Genomic DNA, 21,588 nt, shown 5'->3' with positions numbered 1-21,588 from the left:
GTGTGCATTAATAGAGGATGGCGCCCACGGGCGCCGGGGAATTATGGCGTAATAACGCGACCGGTACGGCGGTCAAGACAGCGCAGGGTGTTAGGTTCCCAGTAGGCGTTGACGTTGGCGCTCTTCTGGCAGTTATCCTGCGCATCGAAGGCGACGTCGGTTTTGTCCCACTCTTTCTCCGCGCGTTTATTCACCTTCTGCCGTAGCGAGCGGGTATCGTTCCACTGCTCTTTTTCCATTGCGGCTTGCTGACGGCTCTGCGCGCTGTCGCCGGACTCGATCACTAGTTTGTCGGTTTGCGCGAAGGACGAAGCGGTATAGACCATTGCGCTTGCCGCCAGCAGGGCGGTCAGGCACCAGCGTTTATTGCGTGTCATTTTCATCACGATTTCCTTTGAGTGATAAAAAGGGTTATCCAGTTGGACAAGTTTACTACAACTCGCCACCCGCGCCTACCGGACAAAATGGCATGGGTTCAGGCACATTATCGCGTACACTGGTGCAACAAATTGTCTCATTTACCAAACTTTAATGCTGAAAACCACGTTACTTTTCTTTGCTACCGCGCTGTGCGAAATCATCGGTTGTTATCTGCCGTGGCTATGGCTGAAGCGGGAAGGTTCGCCGCTGCTGCTGATCCCGACCGCGATGGCGTTGGCGATGTTCGTCTGGCTGCTGACCCTGCACCCGGAGGCCAGCGGCAGAGTGTATGCCGCCTATGGCGGCGTCTACGTCTGTACTGCGCTGTTGTGGCTGCGTTTCGTCGACGGCGTGAAGCTGAGCCACTATGATTGGGCGGGCGCGGCGATTGCGCTGTGCGGCATGCTGATCATCGTTGCTGGCTGGGGGCGAGCTTAACGTCGCGCAGCAGGATAAAAAATCGCCCTTTGTGATCATCCACGCTAATTTTAACCTTGATTCTTGTATGGTAGCCGACTAGTTGCCTTACTTACCCTAACCGCATCGTGCTGTTTATCGTAAGAGGCAATTATGGCTACACAAACCCTTGCCAGCGAAGCTGGCGCCAAACCCGTGCGCATTGGCCGGGTGCAAAAAGTCACCCTGACGCTGCTGTTTATCGCCGGTATCGTCAACTTCCTCGATCGTTCGTCATTAAGCGTCGCCGGAGAAGCCATCCGTGGCGATCTCGGACTCAGCGCGACCGAATTTGGCGTACTGCTTTCCGCCTTCTCGCTATCATATGGTTTCGCGCAGCTGCCCTCGGGTATTTTGCTCGATCGCTTCGGCCCGCGAATTGTATTGGGGGCGGGGCTTATTTTCTGGTCACTGATGCAGGCGCTGACCGGGGTAGTGAACTCCTTTAGCCACTTTATTTTGCTGCGCATTGGCCTTGGTATTGGCGAAGCGCCGTTTATGCCGGCGGGGGTAAAATCCATTACCGACTGGTACGTACAAAAAGAGCGCGGCACCGCGGTCGGCATTTTTAACTCGTCAACGGTGCTTGGCCAGGCGATCGCGCCGCCGGCGCTGGTGCTGATGCAGATTGCCTGGGGCTGGCGCACCATGTTCGTGGTTATCGGCCTTGCGGGGATCGTAGTGGGCCTGTGCTGGTACGCGTGGTATCGCAACCGCGCCCAGTTCGACCTGCAACAGGAGGAGCGCCAGTATCTGGCGGCGCCGGAAAAAGCGCGCCCAACGCTGGTATTCAGCGAGTGGCTGGCGCTGTTCAAACGGCGCACCACCTGGGGCATGATTTTAGGCTTCTCCGGGGTTAACTATACCGGCTGGCTGTATATTGCGTGGCTGCCGGGTTATCTGCAGGCGCAGCAGGGATTGAGCCTCGCGAAAACCGGCTGGGTGGCGGCGATCCCGTTCCTGGCCGCGGCGGTGGGCATGTGGGTCAACGGGCTAGTGGTCGATGCGCTGGCGCGCCGCGGTTACGATCTGGCGAAAACGCGCAAAACGGCGATTGTGGTTGGCCTGACGCTTTCCGCGCTCGGCACGCTGCTGGTGGTGCAATCGAGTTCGCCGACCCAGGCGGTGGCGTTTATCTCCATGGCGCTATTCTGCGTCCACTTTGCCGGGACCTCGGCCTGGGGGCTGGTACAGGTGATGGTTAGCGAAAATAAAGTCGCGTCGGTGGCGGCGATCCAGAACTTCGGCAGCTTTGTTTTCGCCTCTTTTGCGCCGGTCGTCACCGGTTGGGTGGTGGATACCACGCACTCCTTCAACCTGGCCTTGGTTATCGCCGCCTGCGTGACCTTTACCGGAGCGCTGTGTTATTTCTTCATCGTAAAAGACCGCATCAATTAATCGCTAACGGGGGGCGCCAGTCGCCCCCCGCAACCAAACCCGTTTGTGATCCTTCGCATCTTTTTTAAATATCATACTTGTATGGTAGTAGGTCTGGTGATTTAATTTTGATCACTAACCGTACAGATGCAAGGAATTACCCATGAAGATCGTTGCCGCCGACGTGTTCGTTACCTGCCCAGGGCGTAACTTCGTCACCTTAAAAATCACCACCGATGAAGGGATTGTCGGCCTCGGTGATGCCACGCTCAACGGCCGTGAATTGTCGGTCGCCTCATACCTGAAAGATCACCTTTGCCCGCAGTTGATTGGCCGTGATGCTCACCGCATCGAAGATATCTGGCAGTTCTTCTACAAAGGCGCCTACTGGCGCCGCGGCCCGGTGACCATGTCGGCGATTTCCGCCGTTGATATGGCGCTGTGGGATATCAAAGCCAAAGCCGCCGGAATGCCGCTTTACCAACTGCTGGGCGGCGCCTCGCGCGAAGGGGTGATGGTCTACTGCCACACCACCGGTCATTCCATTGATGAAGTACTGGACGACTACGCCCGCCATCAGGAAATGGGTTTTAAGGCGATCCGCGTGCAGTGCGGTATTCCGGGGATGAAAACCACCTACGGCATGGCCAAGGGTAAAGGTCAGGCGTACGAGCCGGCGACCAAAGGCGTGTGGCCGGAAGAGCAGCTGTGGTCAACGGAAAAATATCTCGATTTCACCCCGCGGCTGTTTGCCGCCGTGCGCGAACGATTTGGTTTCAACGAGCACTTACTGCACGACATGCACCATCGCCTGACGCCGATCGAGGCGGCGCGCTTTGGTAAAAGCGTTGAGGAGTATCGTCTGTTCTGGATGGAAGATCCGACACCGGCAGAGAATCAGGACTGCTTCCGCCTAATTCGCCAGCATACCGTCACGCCGATTGCCGTCGGCGAGGTCTTTAATAGCATCTGGGATTGCAAACAGCTGATTGAAGAGCAGCTCATTGATTATATCCGTACCACCATTACCCACGCCGGCGGGATCAGCGGCATGCGGCGTATCGCCGATTTTGCTTCGTTGTACCAGGTACGTACCGGTTCTCACGGGCCGTCCGATCTCTCTCCGGTATGCATGGCGGCGGCGCTGCATTTCGACCTGTGGGTGCCAAATTTCGGCGTGCAGGAGTACATGGGCTATTCCGAACAGATGCTGGAGGTCTTCCCGCATAGCTGGCGTTTTGACAATGGCTATATGCATCCGGGCGATAAACCGGGGCTGGGCATCGAATTCGACGAGAAGCTGGCGGCAAAATACCCCTATGAACCCGCCTGTCTGCCGGTGGCGCGCCTCGAAGATGGCACGCTGTGGAATTGGTAAGGAGAGAAAAATGAAAAGCATTGTTATCCAACAGCCAAACGCGCTGGCGATTGAAGAACGGCCGCTGCCGCAGCCGGGAAATGGAGAAGTGCGGGTAAAGGTGAAACTGGCGGGAATTTGCGGCTCAGATAGCCACATCTATCGTGGACATAACCCGTTCGCCAAATATCCGCGGGTCATCGGCCACGAGTTTTTCGGCGTGATTGATGCCGTGGGCGAGGGCGTGACGGATAAAATCGTAGGCCAGCGGGTGACGGTTGATCCGGTTATCAGCTGCGGCCACTGTTATCCCTGCTCGGTCGGTAAGCCCAACGTCTGCGCTTCGCTGGTGGTGCTGGGCGTCCATCGCGATGGCGGGTTTAGCGAATACGCGGTGGTACCGGCCAAAAACGCCTGGCCGGTACCGGAGAACGTGAGCGACCATCACGCGGTAATGGTGGAGCCCTTTACTATTGCGGCGAATGTCACCGGCCAGGCTAAACCACGCGAACAGGATATCGCGCTGGTCTACGGCGCCGGGCCGATGGGGCTGACCACCATTCAGGTGCTCAAGCGCGTCTATAACGTGCGGCAGGTGATCGTCGCCGATCGGATCCCCGAGCGGCTGCAGATGGCGCAGCAAAACGGCGCTGACTGGACCATCAATAATCAGGAACAGCCGCTGGCGCAGGCGCTGGAAGCGCAGGGGATCCGGCCGACGCTGATTATCGACGCCGCCTGCCATCCGGCGATTTTTGCAGAGGCTATCGCACTGGCTTCGCCAGCGGGCAGGATCGTACTGATGGGTTTTTCTACCGAACCTTCAATGGTGGCTCAGCAGGGGATCACCGGCAAAGAGCTCACTATTTATTCATCCAGACTTAATGCCAATAAATTCCCGCTGGTTCTCGAATGGTTGGCAAACGGATTAATTAATCCTGATCGGCTAATCACCCATCAGTTTGCTTTCGAGCATGTTGTCGATGCCATGACGTTATTTGAAGAAGACCGCAAGCATTGTTGTAAGGTGTTATTAACCTTCAACGCATAAATATAAATAACCTCGCTGTATCCTACTTTAGAGATTATTATTATGACGACAGCTAAAAATGAGAGAAGTACCACGGATCTTATCCGCGCCGCGGTATCCGGTTGGCTTGGCACGGCACTGGAATTTATGGATTTCCAGCTTTATTCTTTAGGCGCCGCGCTGGTCTTTCATGAGATATTTTTCCCGGAGCAGTCGGCGGCCATGGCGCTGATATTAGCGATGGGAACCTATGGCGCAGGATATATTGCGCGGATCGTCGGCGCTTTTATATTCGGTAAAATGGGGGACCGCATCGGGCGTAAAAAAGTTCTGTTTATTACCATCACCATGATGGGAATTTGTACCACGTTAATCGGCGTTTTACCTACCTATGCGCAGATTGGCATTTTTGCTCCAGTGTTACTGGTGACCCTGCGTATTATTCAGGGGCTGGGGGCGGGTGCTGAAATTTCCGGCGCCGGCACCATGCTGGCGGAGTATGCGCCAAAGGGCAAACGCGGCATCATCTCTTCTCTGGTGGCGATGGGCACCAACTGCGGGACGCTGAGCGCCACGGCCATCTGGGCGATAATGTTCTTCCTGCTCGATCGCGAACAACTCATCGCCTGGGGCTGGCGTATTCCGTTCCTCGCAAGCGTCGTGGTAATGATCTTTGCCATCTGGCTGCGTTTGAATCTGAAAGAGAGCCCGGTATTTGAACAGGTCAACGAAGCCGATGAAATTCAGGCTAAAGCCGCCGCCGCGCAAAACACGTTCGGCGCGATGTTAAAAAGCAAATCATTCTGGTTGGCGACCGGGTTACGCTTTGGACAGGCCGGTAATTCCGGTTTGTTGCAAACATTTCTCGCTGGATATCTGGTACAGACTCTATTATTTGATAAGGCTATTCCGACCGATGCCTTAATGATTAGCTCAGTGATTGGTTTTATTACTATCCCGCTGTTAGGCTGGCTGTCGGATAAAGTTGGGCGCCGTCTGCCTTATATTATCGTGAATATTTCCGCCATTATTCTGGCCTGGCCGATGCTGGCTATTATTGTCGATAAAAGTTATAGCGCCAGCACGATTATGCTATCGCTGATTGTCATTCATAACGTGGCGGTGCTGGGCTTGTTCGCGCTGGAAAATATCACTATGGCGGAAATGTTCGGCTCGCGTAATCGCTTCACCAGAATGGCTATCTCAAAAGAGGCCGGCGGTCTGGTGGCGGTGGGATTCGGGCCGGTACTGGCCGGTATCTTCTGTAACATAACCGGTTCGTGGTGGCCGATTGTCGCGATGCTGATTTGCTATTCAGCTATCGGTCTTATCTCGTCCTTGCTGATGCCGGAAGTGTGCGACCGTGACCTGAGTCTGGACCACGATGCGGCGGACGCTGGTACACGTCAGGCGCTGAGCGCGAACCGCCAATACGCGAAATCATAATCATATCGTTAACCCTTGATAGCCGGGTTTACTCCCGGCTCCTTCCCGCCATTGCGCGCAGGATCACGAAACGCGACAGCGCTGAATCTTCTTGTATGGTAGTTGATGGAAATCAAAGATGTCATACCAATTGCGTGCGATGGTTTACCTCACCAAAACATTCTGTTTGAGAATGATTTATCAGTCATCATAAAAATGAGAGACACCATGGAAAACACGCTTTTAAACGCCAGGGCAACGCTTCCTTCTTACGATCGCAGCAAGCTGGTTTCTCGCATCGTTCATCTCGGTTTTGGGGCTTTCCACCGCGCCCATCAGGCGGTTTATGCTGATATCCTTGCCGCCGAACACGGCAGCGACTGGGGCTATACCGAAGTGAACCTCATTGGCGGTGAGCAGCAGATTGCCGATTTGCAGCAGCAGGACCTGCTCTATACGGTGGCTGAAATGTCCGCCGATGCCTGGACCGCGCGCGTCGTCGGCGTGGTGAAGCAGGCGATGCATGCGCAGGTCGACGGCCTGGAAAGCGTGTTGGCAAAAATGTGCGAACCGCAGGTGGCGATTGTCTCGCTGACCATCACCGAAAAAGGCTACTGCCACTCTCCGGCCACCGGCCAGCTGCAGCTCGATAACCCGCTGATTGCCGCCGATCTGCAAACTCCACACCAGCCGAAATCGGCTCCGGGCGTGGTGGTAGAAGCGCTGGCGCGCCGTCGCGCCGCCGGTCTGCCGCCTTTCAGCGTCATGTCCTGCGATAATATGCCGGAAAACGGCCACGTAATGCGCAACGTAGTTTGTGCGTTTGCCCGCGCCGTTGATGACGAACTGGCGCAGTGGATTGAGCAAAACGTAACGTTCCCTTCCACGATGGTTGACCGCATCGTTCCGGCCGTGACCGCAGATACGCTGGATAAAATTGAACAACTCACCGGGGTGCGCGACCCGGCCGGTGTGGCCTGTGAACCGTTCCGCCAATGGGTTATCGAAGATAACTTCGTGGCTGGTCGTCCGCAGTGGGAGAAAGCCGGTGCAGAGCTGGTCACTGACGTAGTGCCGTTTGAGGAGATGAAGCTGCGTATGCTCAACGGCAGCCATTCGTTCCTCGCTTATCTGGGCTATCTCGCCGGTTATCAGCATATTAATGATTGCATGCAGGATGATAACTACCGCCGCGCCGCGCAGGCGTTAATGTTGCAAGAGCAAGCGCCGACGCTGAGTGTACAGGGCGTCGATCTGGCGCGTTATGCTGGTTTGCTCATTGAGCGTTATAGTAATCCGGCGCTTAAGCATCGTACCTGGCAGATTGCGATGGACGGAAGCCAGAAGCTCCCGCAGCGTATGTTGGATTCCGTGCGCTGGCACCTGGCGTATCACAGTGATTTCAGCCTGCTGGCGCTGGGTATTGCCGGCTGGATGCGCTACGTGAGCGGCGTCGATGATCAGGGGCAGGCAATTGAAATCAGCGATCCGCTGCTGCCGATAATTCAACAGGCGGTGCAGGGCAGTAAAGAGGGTAGCGAGCGCGTGCAGGCGCTACTGGGTATTAAGGCCATTTTCGGCGATAGCCTGCCGCAGGAACCGCGTTTTGTCGATGCGGTGACGGCGGCGTATCTCTCTTTACAGATTCACGGCGCGAAGGCGACCGTTGCCGAATGGGCTAAAGGCCAGTAAAAACGTCCGACGATTAATAGCCCGGCAACGTATTGCGTGCTGGGCTATTTTTGTATTAGCAATACGATTATCTTGTGATATTCCCCGCCTGTACATAACTCTAAATATCTATAATTAATTATATATTGTTGAAGTTTATTTTTATTACTGAAGTATTTATTTGGGTGATTGATCGTATTCCCATACGTTTAAATATGGCAGAATAAAATCATCCCAACGGTTTCTTCAGGACTAAGGAGCTCAGGCTATGTACAAAAAAATACTGTTGCCGGTCGATGTTTTTGAAATGGATTTAAGCGATAAGGCCGTTCGTCACGCGGATTTTTTAGCATCTGCCGAAGAGGGTGAAATCACGTTGCTGAACGTGCTGCCTAACAGCACCAGTTCTTTGCTGCGCGGCTTTACGGCGGATATTCGTAAATTTGAAGCCTATATGAAAGAGGAGTCGGAAAAGAAAATGCGCGATCTCTCGCGGTTGTTTTCAATCCCGGCTTCGCGGATCCATACCCGCATTGTTTTTGGCAATGTGCGCGATGAAATATTAGCGCTGAGCGAAAAAGAGAATTTTGACGTTATCGTTATTGGCTCTCGCAAACCGGGTATTTCAACCCATCTTCTTGGTTCAAACGCCGAATCCGTTTTACGCTATGCCAAAGTTCCGGTGTTAGTGGTGCGGTAATCTATTTTACGGCAGCTGACGCAACGTTGGCTGCCGTTTATCCCATTATTCTTCGCTGAACCACTCGCTATTTTCCTGACGAATCAACAATACCGACTCGCTAATTTCATGTAGATGGATATTCATCGCCTGTTCTACGGCATCAAGATCGCGTTTTTCCAGCGCTTTAAAGATATCGAGATGTTGACGCAGCAGCATATCCGGCGGGGTCACGTGATCGAGACTCATATAACGAACCCGGTCGATGGTCGCTTTAATATTTTCAATGGTGTCCCACGCCAGCTGGCAGTCGGCGATAAGGGACAATTTCTGGTGAAATTCGTCATCGAGCTGGAAAAAATCATTGAGCTGCTGACGCTCTACCGCCACCCGCTGCTGATTGAGGTTTTGCTCCAGCTGATAGAGCTGTTCATCGTTTATCATCGATCCCGCGCGGCGCACTACCGCGCACTCAATGGCCTGGCGCACGAAACAGCCGTTACGCACCTGGGTCATCGAGATTTTATTCACATAGCTGCCGCGCTGTGGGCGGATCTGAATCAGCCCGTTTTCCGCCAATTTGATAAAGGCTTCGCGTACCGGCTGGCGGGAGACATCAAATCGCACCGACACCTCTTTCTCCGACAGCGGGGTTCCCGGCGGGATCAGGCAATGGACAATATCCCGGCGAAGGATGCGATAGATTTGCTGATTGACGGGCTGGGTCGGATTCAGTTGCGTTTCTGCGGCCATTGATGATTACTTTTTAATGGGTTATGAGCATTATTTTACTCGTTTTTTGCCGTTCCGCCCAGACCTGGCCCGCAGGCCAGGCCGCAGAGGACGTTAGCCCTCACGATGGACGCTGAGACCGGCAAAGCTCTGGCTGACCGGCATCATCTCCAGCGTGTTAATGTTGACGTGTTTCGGCAGATTCGCGACCCACCACACCGCTTCGGTGACATCTTCCGGCGTCAGCGCCTGGGTGTTCTCATAAGTTTTACCGGCTTTCGCATCGTCGCCTTTAAAACGCACGTTGGAGAACTCGGTGCCGCCTACCAGGCCCGGCTCGACATCGGTGACGCGAATCGCGGTACCGTGCAAATCGGTGCGCAGATTCAGACTGAACTGGCGCACGAACGCTTTGGTCGCGCCGTAGACGTTACCGCCAGCGTAGGGCCAACTGCCGGCGGTCGAACCGATATTAATAATATGGCCGCGATTACGCTCAACCATCCCCGGCAGCACCGCGCGGGTCATGTACACCAGACCTTTATTATTGGTATCGATCATGTCTTCCCAATCTTCAACGCTGGCGCGATGGGCGGGTTCCAGACCTAACGCCAGGCCGGCGTTATTCACCAGAACATCGATAGCCTGCCACTGTGCAGGCAACCCGGCGATCATCTCTTCGATGGCGGCGCGATTACGCACGTCGAGTTGCGCGGTATACAGGTTATCGCCAAGCTCCTCTTTGAGCGTCTTCAGGCGCTCTTCACGACGCCCGGTGGCGATAACTTTGTGGCCATTAGCGATAAAACGACGAGTAATACTTTCGCCAAATCCAGCAGTTGCACCAGTCACCAGAATAATCATCTTACTGTTCCTCAACGCTTTTTGTGTTGTCATAACATAGCACGCGATAACGCCGCGCGGTAAAGGAAAATCGTATCGTCATCTGTTGGTATAACGCGCTGGCTGGATAAATCATTGCGGCCAATCAATGAGTTGCCTAATCTTAGTGGATACCCGCGTTCAGGAGAGAATGATGTCGGACAATAACCCCTTTTTACACGCCAGCCTGCTGCCGTACCAGGCGCCGCATTTTGATTTGATTGAAGATAGTCATTATCGCCCGGCTTTTGATGAGGGCGTACGGCGCCAGCGCGAGGAGATCGCGGCGATAATCAATAACCCGGCGCCGGCGGATTTTGACAATACCCTGGTTGCGTTGGAACAGAGCGGCCAACTATTAGGCCGGGTAACCCGAGTCTTTTTCGCGATGGCCGGGGCGAATACCAATCCGCTGATACAGCAACTGGACGAACAATTCTCAGCCGAGCTCGCCGAGCTTGGCAACGATATCTGGCTCAACGATGCGCTGTACCAGCGAGTCAAACAGGTTTGGCAGCAGCGCGACGCCCTGAGTCTGGATCCGGAGTCGCGTCGTCTGCTCGAGGTGAGCTGGCAGCGTTTTCAGCTGGCGGGAGCCGCGTTGGCGCAAGAGCAGAAAACTGCGCTAAAAGCGTTGAATACCGAGGAAGCGTCACTGCAAAGTCAGTTCCAGCAGCGTCTGCTGGCGGCGGTGAAGTCCGGCGGTCTGGTCGTTGATTATCAACACCAGCTTGACGGACTGGCCGCGGATGAGATTGCCGCCGCCGCCGATGCCGCGCGCGACAAAGGCCTGCACGACCGTTGGCTGCTGGCGCTGACCAATACCACCCAGCAACCGGCGCTGCAGACACTTGCCGATCGCCAGACCCGGCGCAATTTGTTCGCCGCGGGCTGGACGCGTAACCAGAAGGGCGATGCCAACGACACCCGTGAACTGGTTTTGCGGCTGGCGGAAATCCGCGCGCGTAAGGCTGAATTGCTGGGCGTCGCCGATTACGCGAGCTGGTCGATGGCCGACCAGATGGCGAAAACGCCGTCTGAGGCGCTTGCCTTTATGCGCCGCATAGCGCCTGCGGCCCGCCGCCGCGCCGAACAGGAGCTTGCCGACATCCAGCGGGTTATTGATGAAGAGGGCGGCGATTTTCAGGCTGCGGCCTGGGACTGGTTATATTACGGCGAGCAGGTGCGGCGCGCTAAATTCGCCATCGATGAAGCGCAGCTAAAACCCTATTTCGCTCTGGACCGGGTGCTGGAAGATGGCGTTTTCTGGACCGCCTCCCAGCTGTTTGGCATCCGTTTTGTCGAACGTTTTGATATTCCGCTTTACCATCCCGATGTGCGGGTATGGGAAATCTTTGATGCCAACGGCGAAGGCATGGCGCTGTTTTACGGCGATTATTTCTCGCGTGACAGCAAAAGCGGCGGGGCCTGGATGGACGTGTTCGTCGAGCAATCGACGCTGCGTGCCCAGCGTCCGGTGATTTACAACGTTTGCAACTACCAGAAACCAAAAGCCGGCGGCTGCGCGCTGCTATCGTGGGATGACGTCATCACGCTGTTCCACGAATTTGGCCATGCGCTGCACGGCCTGTTCGCTAACCAGCGCTATGCGAGCCTTTCAGGCACCAACACGCCGCGCGATTTCGTCGAGTTTCCGTCGCAGATTTATGAACATTGGGCCCGCGAGCCGCAGGTCTTCGCCCATTATGCGAAGCACTACCAGACCGGCGACGCTATGCCGGACGATCTGCGCGACAGCATGTTCCGCGCCTCAACGTTCAATAAGGGTTATGACATGAGCGAACTGCTGGCGGCGGCGCTGCTGGACATGCGCTGGCACAGCGTCACCACGCAGGCGCTGCCGCAGGATGTCGATGCTTTTGAACAGCAATCGCTGCGCGAGGAGCAGATGGATCTGGCGGCGGTTCCACCGCGCTATCGCAGCAGCTATTTCTCACATATTTTCGGCGGCGGTTATGCGGCGGGCTACTATGCCTATCTGTGGACGCAAATGCTCGCCGACGACGGTTTTCAGTGGTTCGTGGAGCAGGGGGGGTTAACCCGGGAAAACGGTCAACGTTTCCGCGAGGCGATTTTGTCGCGCGGTAACAGCTGCGATCTCGACGCGCTGTATCGCGACTGGCGCGGGCACGATCCGCAGATCGAGCCGATGTTGAAAAATCGCGGTTTGTAGATACTGTGCGACCCGCCGCCGCCAGGGTTTTTCCCGGCGGCGGCGCTTTGCGCCTTGTAGGAGTTACCAAATCGCACGGCATGCCACTGTAACCAATGTACATTTTGCGACCATTCTCAATGCCAGGCGCAACAAATAAGAGTTGTTAAGATTCACAATTCCACTTTTTTCCTTCATCATTTGTCGGCCTTTACTACTAATAATGCGTGCTTACAAAGTGCAATTTGTTTTTTTTTATATTCCAGGCCGCTATGAACTATAAAAAAGTACTTACGACGATGTTTTTTCCTGCGACGCTTGGGCGTGGCCTGGGACTTGTTCAATGACATTTTTGACCCCACTCGGGAGGAACACAGTGCACCCGTTAATTAAGGTCATGCTGGTAGGCGGCAAAGCAGATGGTCTGCTGGTCAGCGTCGCCGACACCGCGACGGAAGTTTCCGTCACCCCTACGCAGTACGGCGCGCCATCCGGGCTGCCGCTGAACTACCGGGTGGTGTCGCAGGTTATTGATAATGAACGCCTGTTTTTCGGCGTATTTAGTGATTCACATCTGGATGCCGATAAGCTCGCCAGAGTCGCGCTGACGCGCGGGATGAAAAAATCGCTCAGTTGAGCGTCGGCGCGCCTGAGGAATGGCATGATTAACCGTATTCGTATTAACAACTTCCGTTCAGTCAGAGAGATTGAACTGGAACTGGGGCCGCTGAACATTGTGTTCGGCCCTAACGGTTGCGGAAAATCGAATATCTACAAAGCGATCCATCTGTTAACCGCCTCGGCTGACGGCCAGTTTTCCAGCTATGTCAGCGAGGAGGGCGGACTGGAGAATATCATGTGGTCGGGAAAGCAGGCGCCAACCGATCGCCATCCGCGGCGTCTGCAAATCGCCTGCCTGACCGATGAATTTGAATATGAATTGCAGGTCGGATTTCCGGAAAAACTGCCGTATCCGACGCAATTCATGCTCGATCCGATCGTTAAAGAAGAGAATATCTGGCTGTCGGGCTTTAACCGCCGGCCGTCGTCGCGTGTACTGCAGCGGAAAAACCAGGCGGCGTTCCTGGTCGACGTCAACGGTGAAAAAAGTACCTTCACCGATACTATTTACGAAAACGAGTCTATTTTCGGCCAGCTAGGCGAGCCGCATCGTTTCCCGGAAGTGTCGCGCGTGCGGGAGACCATGCGCCGCTGGCGTTTTTACCATGAGTTTGCCATCGGCAGGCTTTCACCGCTACGCCAGCCGACGGTCGGCTATCGTTCGCCGGTGCTCGATAGCGATGGCGGCAATCTGGCGGCGGCCTTTCAGACTATCGTCGAAATCGGCGCTGAGGAGTTGCTGCATGAAATCCTCGGCGAAGCGTTTCCCGACTGTACCTTTTTCTGCGAGAACGAAAACTCGCGTTTCGTGATGAAGATGCGCCGGGAGGGGATTTATCGGCCTCTGCTGGCGGCGGAGATGTCTGACGGCACCCTGCGTTTTTTGTGCCTGGCGGTAGCTTTGCTTAGCCCACGGCCGCCGGCGTTTCTCGCCATTAATGAGCCGGAAAACAGCCTGCATCGCCAGATGTTCCCCGCGCTGGCGCGACTGATTGTCGAGGCATCACGCTATAGCCAGATCTGGCTCACCAGCCATTCGGCTGAGCTGGCGCAATTGATCTCGGCGCGAGCGGAGTGCCGCCTCTACGAACTGGAAAACAACGGTGGGCAAACGCAAATTAAAGCGGCGTTGCCGTCATCCCTGACGGAACGTTAATCTCTCAGGCCGCGTTGTTATACTCTGCCGCGGGTAGCAGCGTCTTACCGCCCTTTAAGGTAAACAGCGATATCAGGGTAAAGCTCAGGGTGATTGAGCCGAGGATAAGGTAGGCCTGGTGAAAACCCACGGTGTCGTACATCCTCCCGACCCAGGCCGAAAGCACTACGCCGGAAAGCTGTTTCGACAGGTTAAAGCCGATTAAAAATAGGGTGGCGGAAAGCTTAGGGTTAAATGCGGAAGATATATATTTGAAGGTCCCGACCAGCAGGAACGGTAATTCAAACATGTGCAGCATTTTTAAAATGACCACTTCCACCGCCGAAGTCGCAAATGAAGATCCGAGAATGCGCATCGACATAATTATGCCGGCCGTCAGCAGGGCGTTTTTCGCACCGATACGGTTAATAATTGCCGGGGCGCAGAACATAATCATCGCGTTGAGTAACTCACCGCCGGTGGTGACAAAGCCGAAGACCTCGGTCCCGCGCTGCGGCGTGGCGAAAAAGCCTTTAAAAAAGTTTGCGAACTGCTGGTCGAAAACGTCATACACGCTGGCGACGCCCACCACATAAATAATAAATCCCCAGAAGCGCGGCATTCGCAGCAGTTCGGCCGCCGTACGCAGAGAAAAGGCCTGGCGGTTGGCGCCGATGGCGTCAATAACCTGCGCGCTGCTGCTGGCTTCCGGGCGCGATAGCCATAACAACACGCCAAGCACCAGCGCAAAACCGGAGGCTATCCAGAAGGTAATATTCGGGTCGATGCCGAATAAGATGCCGGTAATTGACGCGCACAGCGCCCAGCCGACGCAGCCGGAGACGCGTACCTTGCCGTATTCAAAACGGTTGGCGCGGCTGACGCGTTCAATATAGGCCTCGACCGCGCCGGAACCGCTGGAAAACACCACGCCTAAATAAATTCCTCCCACCAGCGCGCCGGCGATAATGTTCATTTGCAGCAGCGGCGAGAAGACAAAAATAAAGAACGGGGCGAACAAAATAAGCAGTACGGTAATGGTCCACAGCAGATGTTTACGCAGCCCGAGCTTATCGGAAATCAGACCAAACACCGGTTGGAATATTATCGCGAACAGCGAAATGGAGGAGAAAACAATCCCCGTTTCGGTTTTCGTTAAATGATTTACTTCCGCCAGCCACACCGGAAAAAAGGGAAAGTAAGCCGACATAATGAAATAGTAAAAGAAAAAGAACAGCATGAAATAGATAAAATTATGCCGTTCGCGGGGCGTGAGTTCAGAGAGTTTCATATCTTATTATACCTGTGCGGTGGGGGCCGAAGCCCCCGTTATTATTGACAATGAAGCGTAACCTGATAGTGCCATTGGGCCTCGAGCAGCAGCCACTGTGACAGAACGCTTGGTGTCCAGGAATCATCGCCGCCAACGCCCATATGCTGGCCGTCGAGCGTGATCCAGACGCCTTTTTCCGGCGTCATACGATGCCAGTGATCGGTCGTCATCAGCTGTTCCGTACTGTACGGCTGCACCGAGAAGTGGAACTGGCCTGTGACGTGCCAGCATCCCCAGTCCAGCGCTTTGCAATCGCAGCGCAGACCGTTTTCGCTGGGGAAGATATAGGGCGTGCTCATCTCGCGCAGCGGCTGTTGCCAGCGCGAAAAACAGGCGCTGCTTTTGCGATCCGGATAGTTTTCGTGCGGCCCTAATCCCAACCAGCTGACTTCGGCATGTTGATCGGCGACCTGGAAGCGCAGCCCGACGCGCGCCAGCGGCGGTAACGTTGCGGCACGTTCGCCATCAACGGTGATCTGGAGCTTGCCGTCGGCCGTGAAGGTCATGCGCCAGTGGCTGGCAATGACCGTCTCCTCGCCGCGCAGATAGTGCCAGTGGCTATCAACGATCACCTCCCGCGCCAGCTGCTGCGCCTCGCATTTCACGCAGCGGGTCGTCAACGAATACATACCGGCGCTCTTCCAGCGCTCGACCCAGGCGTTCGGATCGATACGTTCGACTTCGCTGACGCCAATATCATTGTCCAGCGGCGCACGGACAAACTGATCCGCCAGCGGGGTGAGCAACTGCTGTTTGCCCGCGGCATACCATTCGCTTAAACGTCCGCTCTGACGATCGATAATCCAGCGCTGGGATCCGACGCTGACCTGATAGAGCGTGGGCTCAATCGTCAGGAAGGGCGCCGGGCCTTCGGCGGAGGTCTCTGATAGCGCCAGCGGCGCGGCAAGCGTTAGCTGCTGCCAGGCGACGCGATGACCGGGCTCAGACCATGACGTCGCCTGCGGCTGGATCACTTCGAGCTGCAGCCAGACATCGCGGGCGCCGCGCGGCAGGGACAGGCTGTCGCTAAGGGTGAATTCCGCCCGTTCTTGCGGCGCCAGCGTCAGCGCTAAGTCGCCGCTGGCTATCGTTTCTCCGGCGCACTCTACGCGCCAGCGCAGCGTTTCGTTATCGGTGGCGCGGAACAGGTATTCGCTGGTGATAGCAATCCGCAGCGGATTTTGTTCGAGCAAGGCGAATTGGAAATACTGTTGCGCATGTTTGGCCTCGATAAGCGAAGGATGGGCGCGCCGGTCGGGGAATACCAGGCCATTCATGCAGAACTGCCGGTCGTTAGGCTTATCGCCGAAATCGCCGCCATAGGCCCAGCCGACGCTACCATCCGGGAATGTTTTCTCGATTGCCTGGTCGGCCCAATCCCAGATAAAACCGCCCTGCAGGCGTGGATAGTCGCGGAAGGCTTGCCAGTAATCGGCGAAATTGCCCAGGCTATTGCCCATCGCGTGGGCGTATTCGCAGAGGATCAACGGACGCTGTTCGCCAGGCATCCCGATCCACTTTTTGATCGACCATTTGGGCACCGCCGGGAAGGGCTGGTCGCGCTCTACGCGGGCGTACATCGGGCAGATAATATCGGTGGCGCTGCTGTCGGCGCCGCCGCCTTCATACTGTACCGGCCTCGAAGGATCGTTGTGCTTCAACCATTGGTACATGGCCTGATGGTTGTCGCCGCAGCCGGACTCATTACCCAGCGACCAGATAATGATCGAGGGATGGTTGCGGTTGCTCTGGACCATACGGGTGACGCGCGCGCTGTAAGCGGCAAGCCAGGTCGGATCGTCAGACAGCCGATTCATCGGCACCATGCCGTGAGTTTCGATATTGGCTTCGTCTACCACGTACAGGCCGTAGCGGTTGCATAGCTCGTACCAGCGCGGGGCGTTGGGGTAGTGCGAACAGCGCACGGCGTTGAAATTGTTCTGCTTCATCAGCAGAATGTCCTGCACCATATCCTCTTCGTTGACCACCTGGCCGCGCTGATGATGATGTTCGTGGCGGTTGACGCCGCGAATCAGCAGCGGCTTGCCATTGAGTAACAGTAGCCCGTCACGGATTTCGACCTGGCGAAAACCCATGTCCCAGGCTTCCGCTTCCAGCAACGTCTCGCCGCGCCATAGCGACACCACCGCGCGGTAGCAATGCGGCTGCTCGGCGCTCCACAGTCGCGGGCGCTCGACGTCGAGATTGACGATTGCCCGCTCGGCGTAGCTGCCGCGTTCATCAACAATCGGCGTACCCAGCGGCTGGCGCTGGCTGGCAATCCGTGTTTCGCCATCCCACAGCGCGACCTCCACTTCCAGCGCCGCCAGCGCTTCAGGCGCGGCCTCGACGCTAAGTTTGACCTGCAATTGCGCGTCGCGATATAGAGCATCGAGCTGCGGGGTTAATTGCACATCGCTGAAGCGGGCCTGCGGTTTATGCAACAGCCAGACCGAACGGAAGATACCGCTCATGCGCCACATATCCTGATCTTCAAGCCAACTGCCCGCGCTCCAGCGCATCACCATCACGCACAGGCGGTTGGCGCCTGGCTGCAGATACGGGCTTAAATCAAAGGCGGCGGGCAGGCGGCTATCCTGGGAGTAGCCGACCCACTCGCCGTTGCACCACAGATGAAAGGCGGAGTTGACGCCATCAAAGATAATCTGCGTTTGCCCTTCGGCCCGCCACCCCTCATCGACGGTCAACTGTAACGAATAGCAGCCGGTAGGGTTGTCTTCGGGCACCCGCGGCGGCACGGTATCAATCGGATAGCGGACGTTGCTGTATATCGGCGCGTCATAACCCTCCATTTGCCAGTTTGAAGGCACCGGCGTCGGGCGGCTGTCGGGCAGGTCATGCAGTAGCCAGCTGGCATCCACCTGAAATGGACTGCGGGCATAGGAAAATTGCCATTCGCCGTCCAGCTGACGGCGGCGGTCGGAAGGGCGGTTGTCGCGCGCCGCATCGGCATCGCGCCAGCTGGCAAAAGAGGGATGAGCGGGCAGGCGGTTGAGGTGAGTGATAGTCTGGTTCTGCCAGTCCTCGCGGGCCAGAACTTCGTGAAAAGCGGGACCGCGAGCGGCGCCTGAATCATATCGTTGCATACGCATACCTGACGGATAATGGTAATAAATGTTATTCGCTAAACAATCTCATCGGGTTATCGGGTATTTTTCACCGACCCGCAATATTGGTGAAAATGAAACCCATTCACGATCACGAATCACGGCTGAAATAGCAGATTTCTGTCGTAAGGAAGACATAAAATGTTAGCGTAAGACATTAAGCCTTTTCACTGACAGGAGTATGCGATGCAGCGCCGTTCAGCCACTTTAGAAGATGTCGCCCGCGAGGCGGGCGTATCGCAGCAGACGGTTTCGCGGGTGGTGAATAACCCGCAGATTGTGGCGCAGCGCACCCGTGAAAAGGTGCTGCGTGCGATGCAGACGCTGCACTATGTGCCTAACCGTTCGGCACAGCTATTGGCGGGCAAAGCGGCGGCATCGATAGGGCTTATCACCGCGTCGTTGACCTTACACGCGCCGTCGCAAATTGCCGCGGCGGTGAAACGGTATGCCGGTGAGCAGGGGCTGGAGGTCGCCATTGCCATGCCGGCGCAAAGCGATTATCCGGCGCTGCAGGCGCGGCTGGATGAGTTTCGCGCCCAGCATATTAGAGGCGCCATTATCAGCCTGCCGCTTGAGAGCAGCGTCGCCGAACGGCTGGCCGCGGAAAATACGGATATCGCCTGTATGTTTCTCGATGTCTCGCCGGAGACGGATGTCTCCTGCGTGCGTTTCGATCATCGTGATGGCTGCGGCGCCTGCGTGCGCCACCTTTGGGAATTAGGACATCGCGAGTTCGGCCTGTTGGCCGGGCCGGAAAGCTCGGTGTCGGCGCGGATGCGCCTTGGCAGCTGGCGCGAGACGTTGCACCGGCTGGGGGTCAGTCAATCGATCACGGTATTCGGTGACTGGAGCGCCGCCAGCGGCTGGCAAAAAACCTTCGAGTTGCTGCATAAAAACCCGAAATTAAGCGCGATTGTGGTCGCCAACGATCAGATGGCGCTTGGGGTGTTAAGCGCGCTGGCGCAGCTTAATCGACGCGGCAGCCAGGCGATTTCGGTGACCGGTTATGACGATACGGCCGATAGCCTTTACTTTCAGCCGCCGCTTACCACTGTCGCCCAGGATTTTGATCTGTTAGGCCGCCGGGCGGTGGAATTACTGATGCAGCAGATGGCGGCGCCGACCGGCCGCCTGCGCGAACTGCTGCCGGCGCGGCTGGTGGTACGCCAGTCGACGTGGCCGCTCGCGACGCAGGACAATACCGCGCCGCTGATCGCGGAACTTAAAGCGCTGGTGGAGAAGCTATGAGTACGTCTGCGGTTTAAGATTTATTGAACAAGGGCGTGCTAGCCTGCGAGTCAGACGTAGGAAGTCCCGACGCTTTTCTACGAAAACGCTAAATACAATCTACGATCTATCCATGCAAGCATTTATTCACCGCCAGTCACATGGCGGTTTTTTTTTGCCCATTCGCCCCGGCCTCGTCGCTTGTCGATTTTATTATCTTCTGCTGGTTGCCGGTAATTTGCGCTGATAGCAGCGTAAACACGTTGTTTTTTATGGCATAGGTCTCGGCTTTTCCGCGGGCTGTATTTTTGCAGGCAGCATAAAATGCTGATAGCTATTGGGATGGAAAAAACGGCCAGGGCTAACCATACTGATGACAATGTAACAGGATGTGGTGCTCTCAATGAACGATGATTTTCAGGCGATTAAGAACGAATTTGCTAAGTATGCCGATACGGCGCAAGGGACCGCGGTGGCTTTCGCCATGTATGAAGATTTAGCCCGACGGCTGGCAAATTACTTCCACAACCTCGATCAGCTCAATAAACGCCGTTTTCTGCTGAAGCTGGAGGAGGGGGAACGCGAAATTGGTACCCAGGGCAGCTATGACTGGTATGGAGCGCTGACGCGCTTTTCATCTGCTGCTCATTAATCCCGCCACCTGATTTTTTCGCTTTATTGCAATGAGGTTTTATGAAATTCCCAGGCGTACCGGAAAATGAAGAAGAAAGACTGAAATCGCTGTATCTGGCGGACCTGCTGGATACCCGTGATGATGAGCGTTTCGAACGCCTCACCCGGCTGGCTAAAAAAATTTTTCAGGTGCCGGTGGTACTCATCAGCCTGCTCGACCGTGAACGGCAGTGGCTGCTCGCCTGTCAGGGATTGGGGATTCGCCAGACCCAGCGCGATATCTCTTTTTGCGCCCACGCCATCTTGCAGGACGGCGCCTTCATCGTTAACGATGCGGTCAATGACGATCGTTTTTATGATAACCCGCTGGTGACGGGCGAACCCTATATCCGCTTCTACGCGGGCTATCCTGTCCATCTGCCCGATGGCGCCGTGGCCGGCACGCTATGTCTGATTCATACCACGCCGCGCGAGTTTAACGATGAAGAGATCGCCGTACTCAAGGATCTGGCGTATATCGTCGAGGATGAGTTCCAGGTGATTGGCATGGCGATGACCGACAGTCTGACCGGTATCGCTAACCGACGCGGCTTTTACCGCATCGGCGATAAACGTTTCCGTACGCTTACGAGTAACTCAACCCCGTTTAGCCTGGTTTTTTTTGATCTCGATAAATTCAAACCCATTAACGATCTGTGGGGGCATGCGGAAGGTGACGAGGTGCTAAAAACCTTTGCGGCGTTTCTGGCGCAACATCTGCTGCCAGGCGAGGTTGTCGGCCGTTTAGGCGGCGATGAGTTCGCCGCGATGATTACCCGCAACGGGCGTGCCGACACATTCTTGCAAAAGCTGCGTGAGAGTGTCGATCATTACAACCAGACGTCAGGTAAGCCCTATAACATTAATTACTCTTACGGCGAGCTACAGAGCGATGCCAGCCGTTATCCGACGCTTGGGGATATGCTTAAACAAAGCGATGAAGTGATGTATTCGCGCAAGCGTAGAAAAACCTTATAAGCGGCAGTAAACAGGCGGTGGGGATGATGTGGCAGGCGTTCGAAGAAGTGACTTAAAGCAGAACGCCCCCTGGTGCAACAGCAGCAGGGGGCGCTTACGGGTGGGGATTATCGTCGTTCATCAGTCATCCCATTTGTGGCTTAGATACGCGGCCAGAAAACCAAAGAACAGGATTGTTCCCAGTACGGCCATAAAAACATGCATATTTCCCAGCATGGTCTACCTCCATATTATTTATGCGCTAATGTTGTCCTCATTGAACAGGGTTTACGGTTGTTGAATAGATAGT

18 protein-coding genes and 1 pseudogene are annotated in these 21,588 nt (G+C 55.6%); 13 read left to right on the top strand and 6 right to left on the bottom strand.

All coding sequences use genetic code 11. The features are described from left to right. Nucleotides 1-41 precede the first annotated feature (41 nt). Nucleotides 42-383, bottom strand: coding sequence for a DUF1283 family protein (locus ACSEMK_RS04215; RefSeq protein WP_015366763.1), 342 nt, complete (start codon nt 381-383; stop codon nt 42-44). 113 nt (nt 384-496) lie between these two features. Between ACSEMK_RS04215 and ACSEMK_RS04210 the strand changes: the two are divergent. The 7 genes and pseudogenes from ACSEMK_RS04210 to ACSEMK_RS04180 all read left to right on the top strand — a co-directional run bounded on the left by ACSEMK_RS04210 (nt 497) and on the right by ACSEMK_RS04180 (nt 8,436). Further along, nucleotides 497-858: pseudogene (locus ACSEMK_RS04210) on the top strand (YnfA family protein). A gap of 132 nt (nt 859-990) precedes the next feature. Beyond that, nucleotides 991-2,274, top strand: coding sequence for an MFS transporter (locus ACSEMK_RS04205; RefSeq protein ID WP_047048077.1), 1,284 nt, complete (start codon nt 991-993; stop codon nt 2,272-2,274). A 142-nt stretch (nt 2,275-2,416) separates the two neighbouring features. After that, nucleotides 2,417-3,631: a D-mannonate dehydratase ManD gene (gene manD, locus ACSEMK_RS04200; protein WP_087860676.1), complete on the top strand. Its 1,215-nt coding sequence runs from the start codon at nt 2,417-2,419 to the stop codon at nt 3,629-3,631. Nucleotides 3,632-3,641: 10 nt separating this feature from the next. Next, nucleotides 3,642-4,661, top strand: a complete 1,020-nt coding sequence (locus ACSEMK_RS04195; protein ID WP_430915203.1) for a Zn-dependent oxidoreductase — start codon at nt 3,642-3,644, stop codon at nt 4,659-4,661. Between the two features lie 42 nt (nt 4,662-4,703). Further along, nucleotides 4,704-6,086 (top strand): MFS transporter, encoded by a 1,383-nt coding sequence (locus ACSEMK_RS04190; RefSeq protein WP_430915202.1) that lies wholly within the window; start codon nt 4,704-4,706, stop codon nt 6,084-6,086. A 207-nt stretch (nt 6,087-6,293) separates the two neighbouring features. Then, the gene (locus ACSEMK_RS04185) at nt 6,294-7,757 is read left to right on the top strand and encodes a mannitol dehydrogenase family protein (protein ID WP_430915201.1); all 1,464 of its coding nucleotides are present in this window, start codon (nt 6,294-6,296) and stop codon (nt 7,755-7,757) included. Nucleotides 7,758-8,004: 247 nt separating this feature from the next. Further along, nucleotides 8,005-8,436, top strand: coding sequence for a universal stress protein (locus ACSEMK_RS04180; protein ID WP_430915200.1), 432 nt, complete (start codon nt 8,005-8,007; stop codon nt 8,434-8,436). A gap of 45 nt (nt 8,437-8,481) precedes the next feature. Here the strand turns inward: ACSEMK_RS04180 and ACSEMK_RS04175 are convergent, their stop codons facing one another. Together ACSEMK_RS04175 and ydfG are read right to left on the bottom strand one after the other, a co-directional pair. After that, nucleotides 8,482-9,168: a GntR family transcriptional regulator gene (locus tag ACSEMK_RS04175; RefSeq protein ID WP_087860681.1), complete on the bottom strand. Its 687-nt coding sequence runs from the start codon at nt 9,166-9,168 to the stop codon at nt 8,482-8,484. Between the two features lie 93 nt (nt 9,169-9,261). Further along, on the bottom strand, nt 9,262-10,011 hold the full coding sequence (gene ydfG / locus ACSEMK_RS04170) for a bifunctional NADP-dependent 3-hydroxy acid dehydrogenase/3-hydroxypropionate dehydrogenase YdfG (RefSeq protein ID WP_113373456.1): 750 nt from the start codon (nt 10,009-10,011) through the stop codon (nt 9,262-9,264). A 172-nt stretch (nt 10,012-10,183) separates the two neighbouring features. Here ydfG and dcp point away from each other — a divergent pair, with 172 nt between their 5' ends. From dcp to ACSEMK_RS04155, 3 genes are all read left to right on the top strand, one after another. Then, complete coding sequence (gene dcp, locus ACSEMK_RS04165) at nt 10,184-12,223, top strand: peptidyl-dipeptidase Dcp (RefSeq protein WP_430915199.1); 2,040 nt, start codon at nt 10,184-10,186, stop codon at nt 12,221-12,223. Nucleotides 12,224-12,578: 355 nt separating this feature from the next. Next, nucleotides 12,579-12,839: a hypothetical protein gene (locus tag ACSEMK_RS04160; protein WP_430915198.1), complete on the top strand. Its 261-nt coding sequence runs from the start codon at nt 12,579-12,581 to the stop codon at nt 12,837-12,839. 24 nt (nt 12,840-12,863) lie between these two features. Continuing rightward, nucleotides 12,864-13,979 (top strand): AAA family ATPase, encoded by a 1,116-nt coding sequence (locus ACSEMK_RS04155; RefSeq protein ID WP_087860684.1) that lies wholly within the window; start codon nt 12,864-12,866, stop codon nt 13,977-13,979. A 4-nt stretch (nt 13,980-13,983) separates the two neighbouring features. Here the strand turns inward: ACSEMK_RS04155 and ACSEMK_RS04150 are convergent, their stop codons facing one another. Further along, nucleotides 13,984-15,249, bottom strand: a complete 1,266-nt coding sequence (locus ACSEMK_RS04150; RefSeq protein ID WP_411324851.1) for an MFS transporter — start codon at nt 15,247-15,249, stop codon at nt 13,984-13,986. A gap of 41 nt (nt 15,250-15,290) precedes the next feature. Beyond that, nucleotides 15,291-18,398, bottom strand: coding sequence for a beta-galactosidase (locus tag ACSEMK_RS04145; RefSeq protein ID WP_430915197.1), 3,108 nt, complete (start codon nt 18,396-18,398; stop codon nt 15,291-15,293). A gap of 207 nt (nt 18,399-18,605) precedes the next feature. Between ACSEMK_RS04145 and ACSEMK_RS04140 the strand changes: the two genes are divergently transcribed. From ACSEMK_RS04140 to ACSEMK_RS04130, 3 genes are all read left to right on the top strand, one after another. Continuing rightward, a complete protein-coding gene (locus ACSEMK_RS04140; protein ID WP_430915196.1) occupies nt 18,606-19,670 on the top strand; it encodes a LacI family DNA-binding transcriptional regulator in 1,065 nt (354 codons plus the stop codon). 382 nt (nt 19,671-20,052) lie between these two features. Next, nucleotides 20,053-20,301 (top strand): hypothetical protein, encoded by a 249-nt coding sequence (locus ACSEMK_RS04135; RefSeq protein WP_087860688.1) that lies wholly within the window; start codon nt 20,053-20,055, stop codon nt 20,299-20,301. Nucleotides 20,302-20,342: 41 nt separating this feature from the next. Continuing rightward, nucleotides 20,343-21,299 carry a sensor domain-containing diguanylate cyclase gene (locus tag ACSEMK_RS04130; protein WP_430915195.1) on the top strand — a complete coding sequence of 319 codons (957 nt, stop codon included), beginning with the start codon at nt 20,343-20,345 and terminating at the stop codon, nt 21,297-21,299. A 120-nt stretch (nt 21,300-21,419) separates the two neighbouring features. Here ACSEMK_RS04130 and mgtS read toward each other — a convergent pair whose 3' ends face one another. Next, nucleotides 21,420-21,515, bottom strand: coding sequence for a protein MgtS (mgtS, locus tag ACSEMK_RS04125; RefSeq protein WP_004102377.1), 96 nt, complete (start codon nt 21,513-21,515; stop codon nt 21,420-21,422). Nucleotides 21,516-21,588 lie beyond the last annotated feature (73 nt).

Source organism: Klebsiella sp. K-3, assembly GCF_051207495.1.
In the GTDB taxonomy this organism is placed as follows: domain Bacteria; phylum Pseudomonadota; class Gammaproteobacteria; order Enterobacterales; family Enterobacteriaceae; genus Klebsiella; species Klebsiella aerogenes.
This window is presented reverse-complemented; position numbering and strand designations above follow the sequence as displayed.

Bases quoted from the DNA above. Each gene is read 5' to 3' on its own strand.
- ACSEMK_RS04130 (WP_430915195.1), top strand. From the start codon at position 20,343: ATGAAATTCCCAGGCGTACCGGAAAATGAAGAAGAAAGACTGAAATCG.
- ACSEMK_RS04145 (WP_430915197.1), bottom strand. From the start codon at position 18,398: ATGCAACGATATGATTCAGGCGCCGCTCGCGGTCCCGCTTTTCACGAA.
- ACSEMK_RS04175 (WP_087860681.1), bottom strand. From the start codon at position 9,168: ATGGCCGCAGAAACGCAACTGAATCCGACCCAGCCCGTCAATCAGCAA.
- ACSEMK_RS04205 (WP_047048077.1), top strand. From the start codon at position 991: ATGGCTACACAAACCCTTGCCAGCGAAGCTGGCGCCAAACCCGTGCGC.
- mgtS (WP_004102377.1), bottom strand. From the start codon at position 21,515: ATGCTGGGAAATATGCATGTTTTTATGGCCGTACTGGGAACAATCCTG.
- ACSEMK_RS04180 (WP_430915200.1), top strand. From the start codon at position 8,005: ATGTACAAAAAAATACTGTTGCCGGTCGATGTTTTTGAAATGGATTTA.
- ACSEMK_RS04195 (WP_430915203.1), top strand. From the start codon at position 3,642: ATGAAAAGCATTGTTATCCAACAGCCAAACGCGCTGGCGATTGAAGAA.
- ACSEMK_RS04155 (WP_087860684.1), top strand. From the start codon at position 12,864: ATGATTAACCGTATTCGTATTAACAACTTCCGTTCAGTCAGAGAGATT.
- dcp (WP_430915199.1), top strand. From the start codon at position 10,184: ATGTCGGACAATAACCCCTTTTTACACGCCAGCCTGCTGCCGTACCAG.
- ACSEMK_RS04190 (WP_430915202.1), top strand. From the start codon at position 4,704: ATGACGACAGCTAAAAATGAGAGAAGTACCACGGATCTTATCCGCGCC.
- ACSEMK_RS04185 (WP_430915201.1), top strand. From the start codon at position 6,294: ATGGAAAACACGCTTTTAAACGCCAGGGCAACGCTTCCTTCTTACGAT.
- ACSEMK_RS04135 (WP_087860688.1), top strand. From the start codon at position 20,053: ATGAACGATGATTTTCAGGCGATTAAGAACGAATTTGCTAAGTATGCC.
- ACSEMK_RS04140 (WP_430915196.1), top strand. From the start codon at position 18,606: ATGCAGCGCCGTTCAGCCACTTTAGAAGATGTCGCCCGCGAGGCGGGC.
- manD (WP_087860676.1), top strand. From the start codon at position 2,417: ATGAAGATCGTTGCCGCCGACGTGTTCGTTACCTGCCCAGGGCGTAAC.
- ACSEMK_RS04150 (WP_411324851.1), bottom strand. From the start codon at position 15,249: ATGAAACTCTCTGAACTCACGCCCCGCGAACGGCATAATTTTATCTAT.
- ACSEMK_RS04215 (WP_015366763.1), bottom strand. From the start codon at position 383: ATGAAAATGACACGCAATAAACGCTGGTGCCTGACCGCCCTGCTGGCG.
- ydfG (WP_113373456.1), bottom strand. From the start codon at position 10,011: ATGATTATTCTGGTGACTGGTGCAACTGCTGGATTTGGCGAAAGTATT.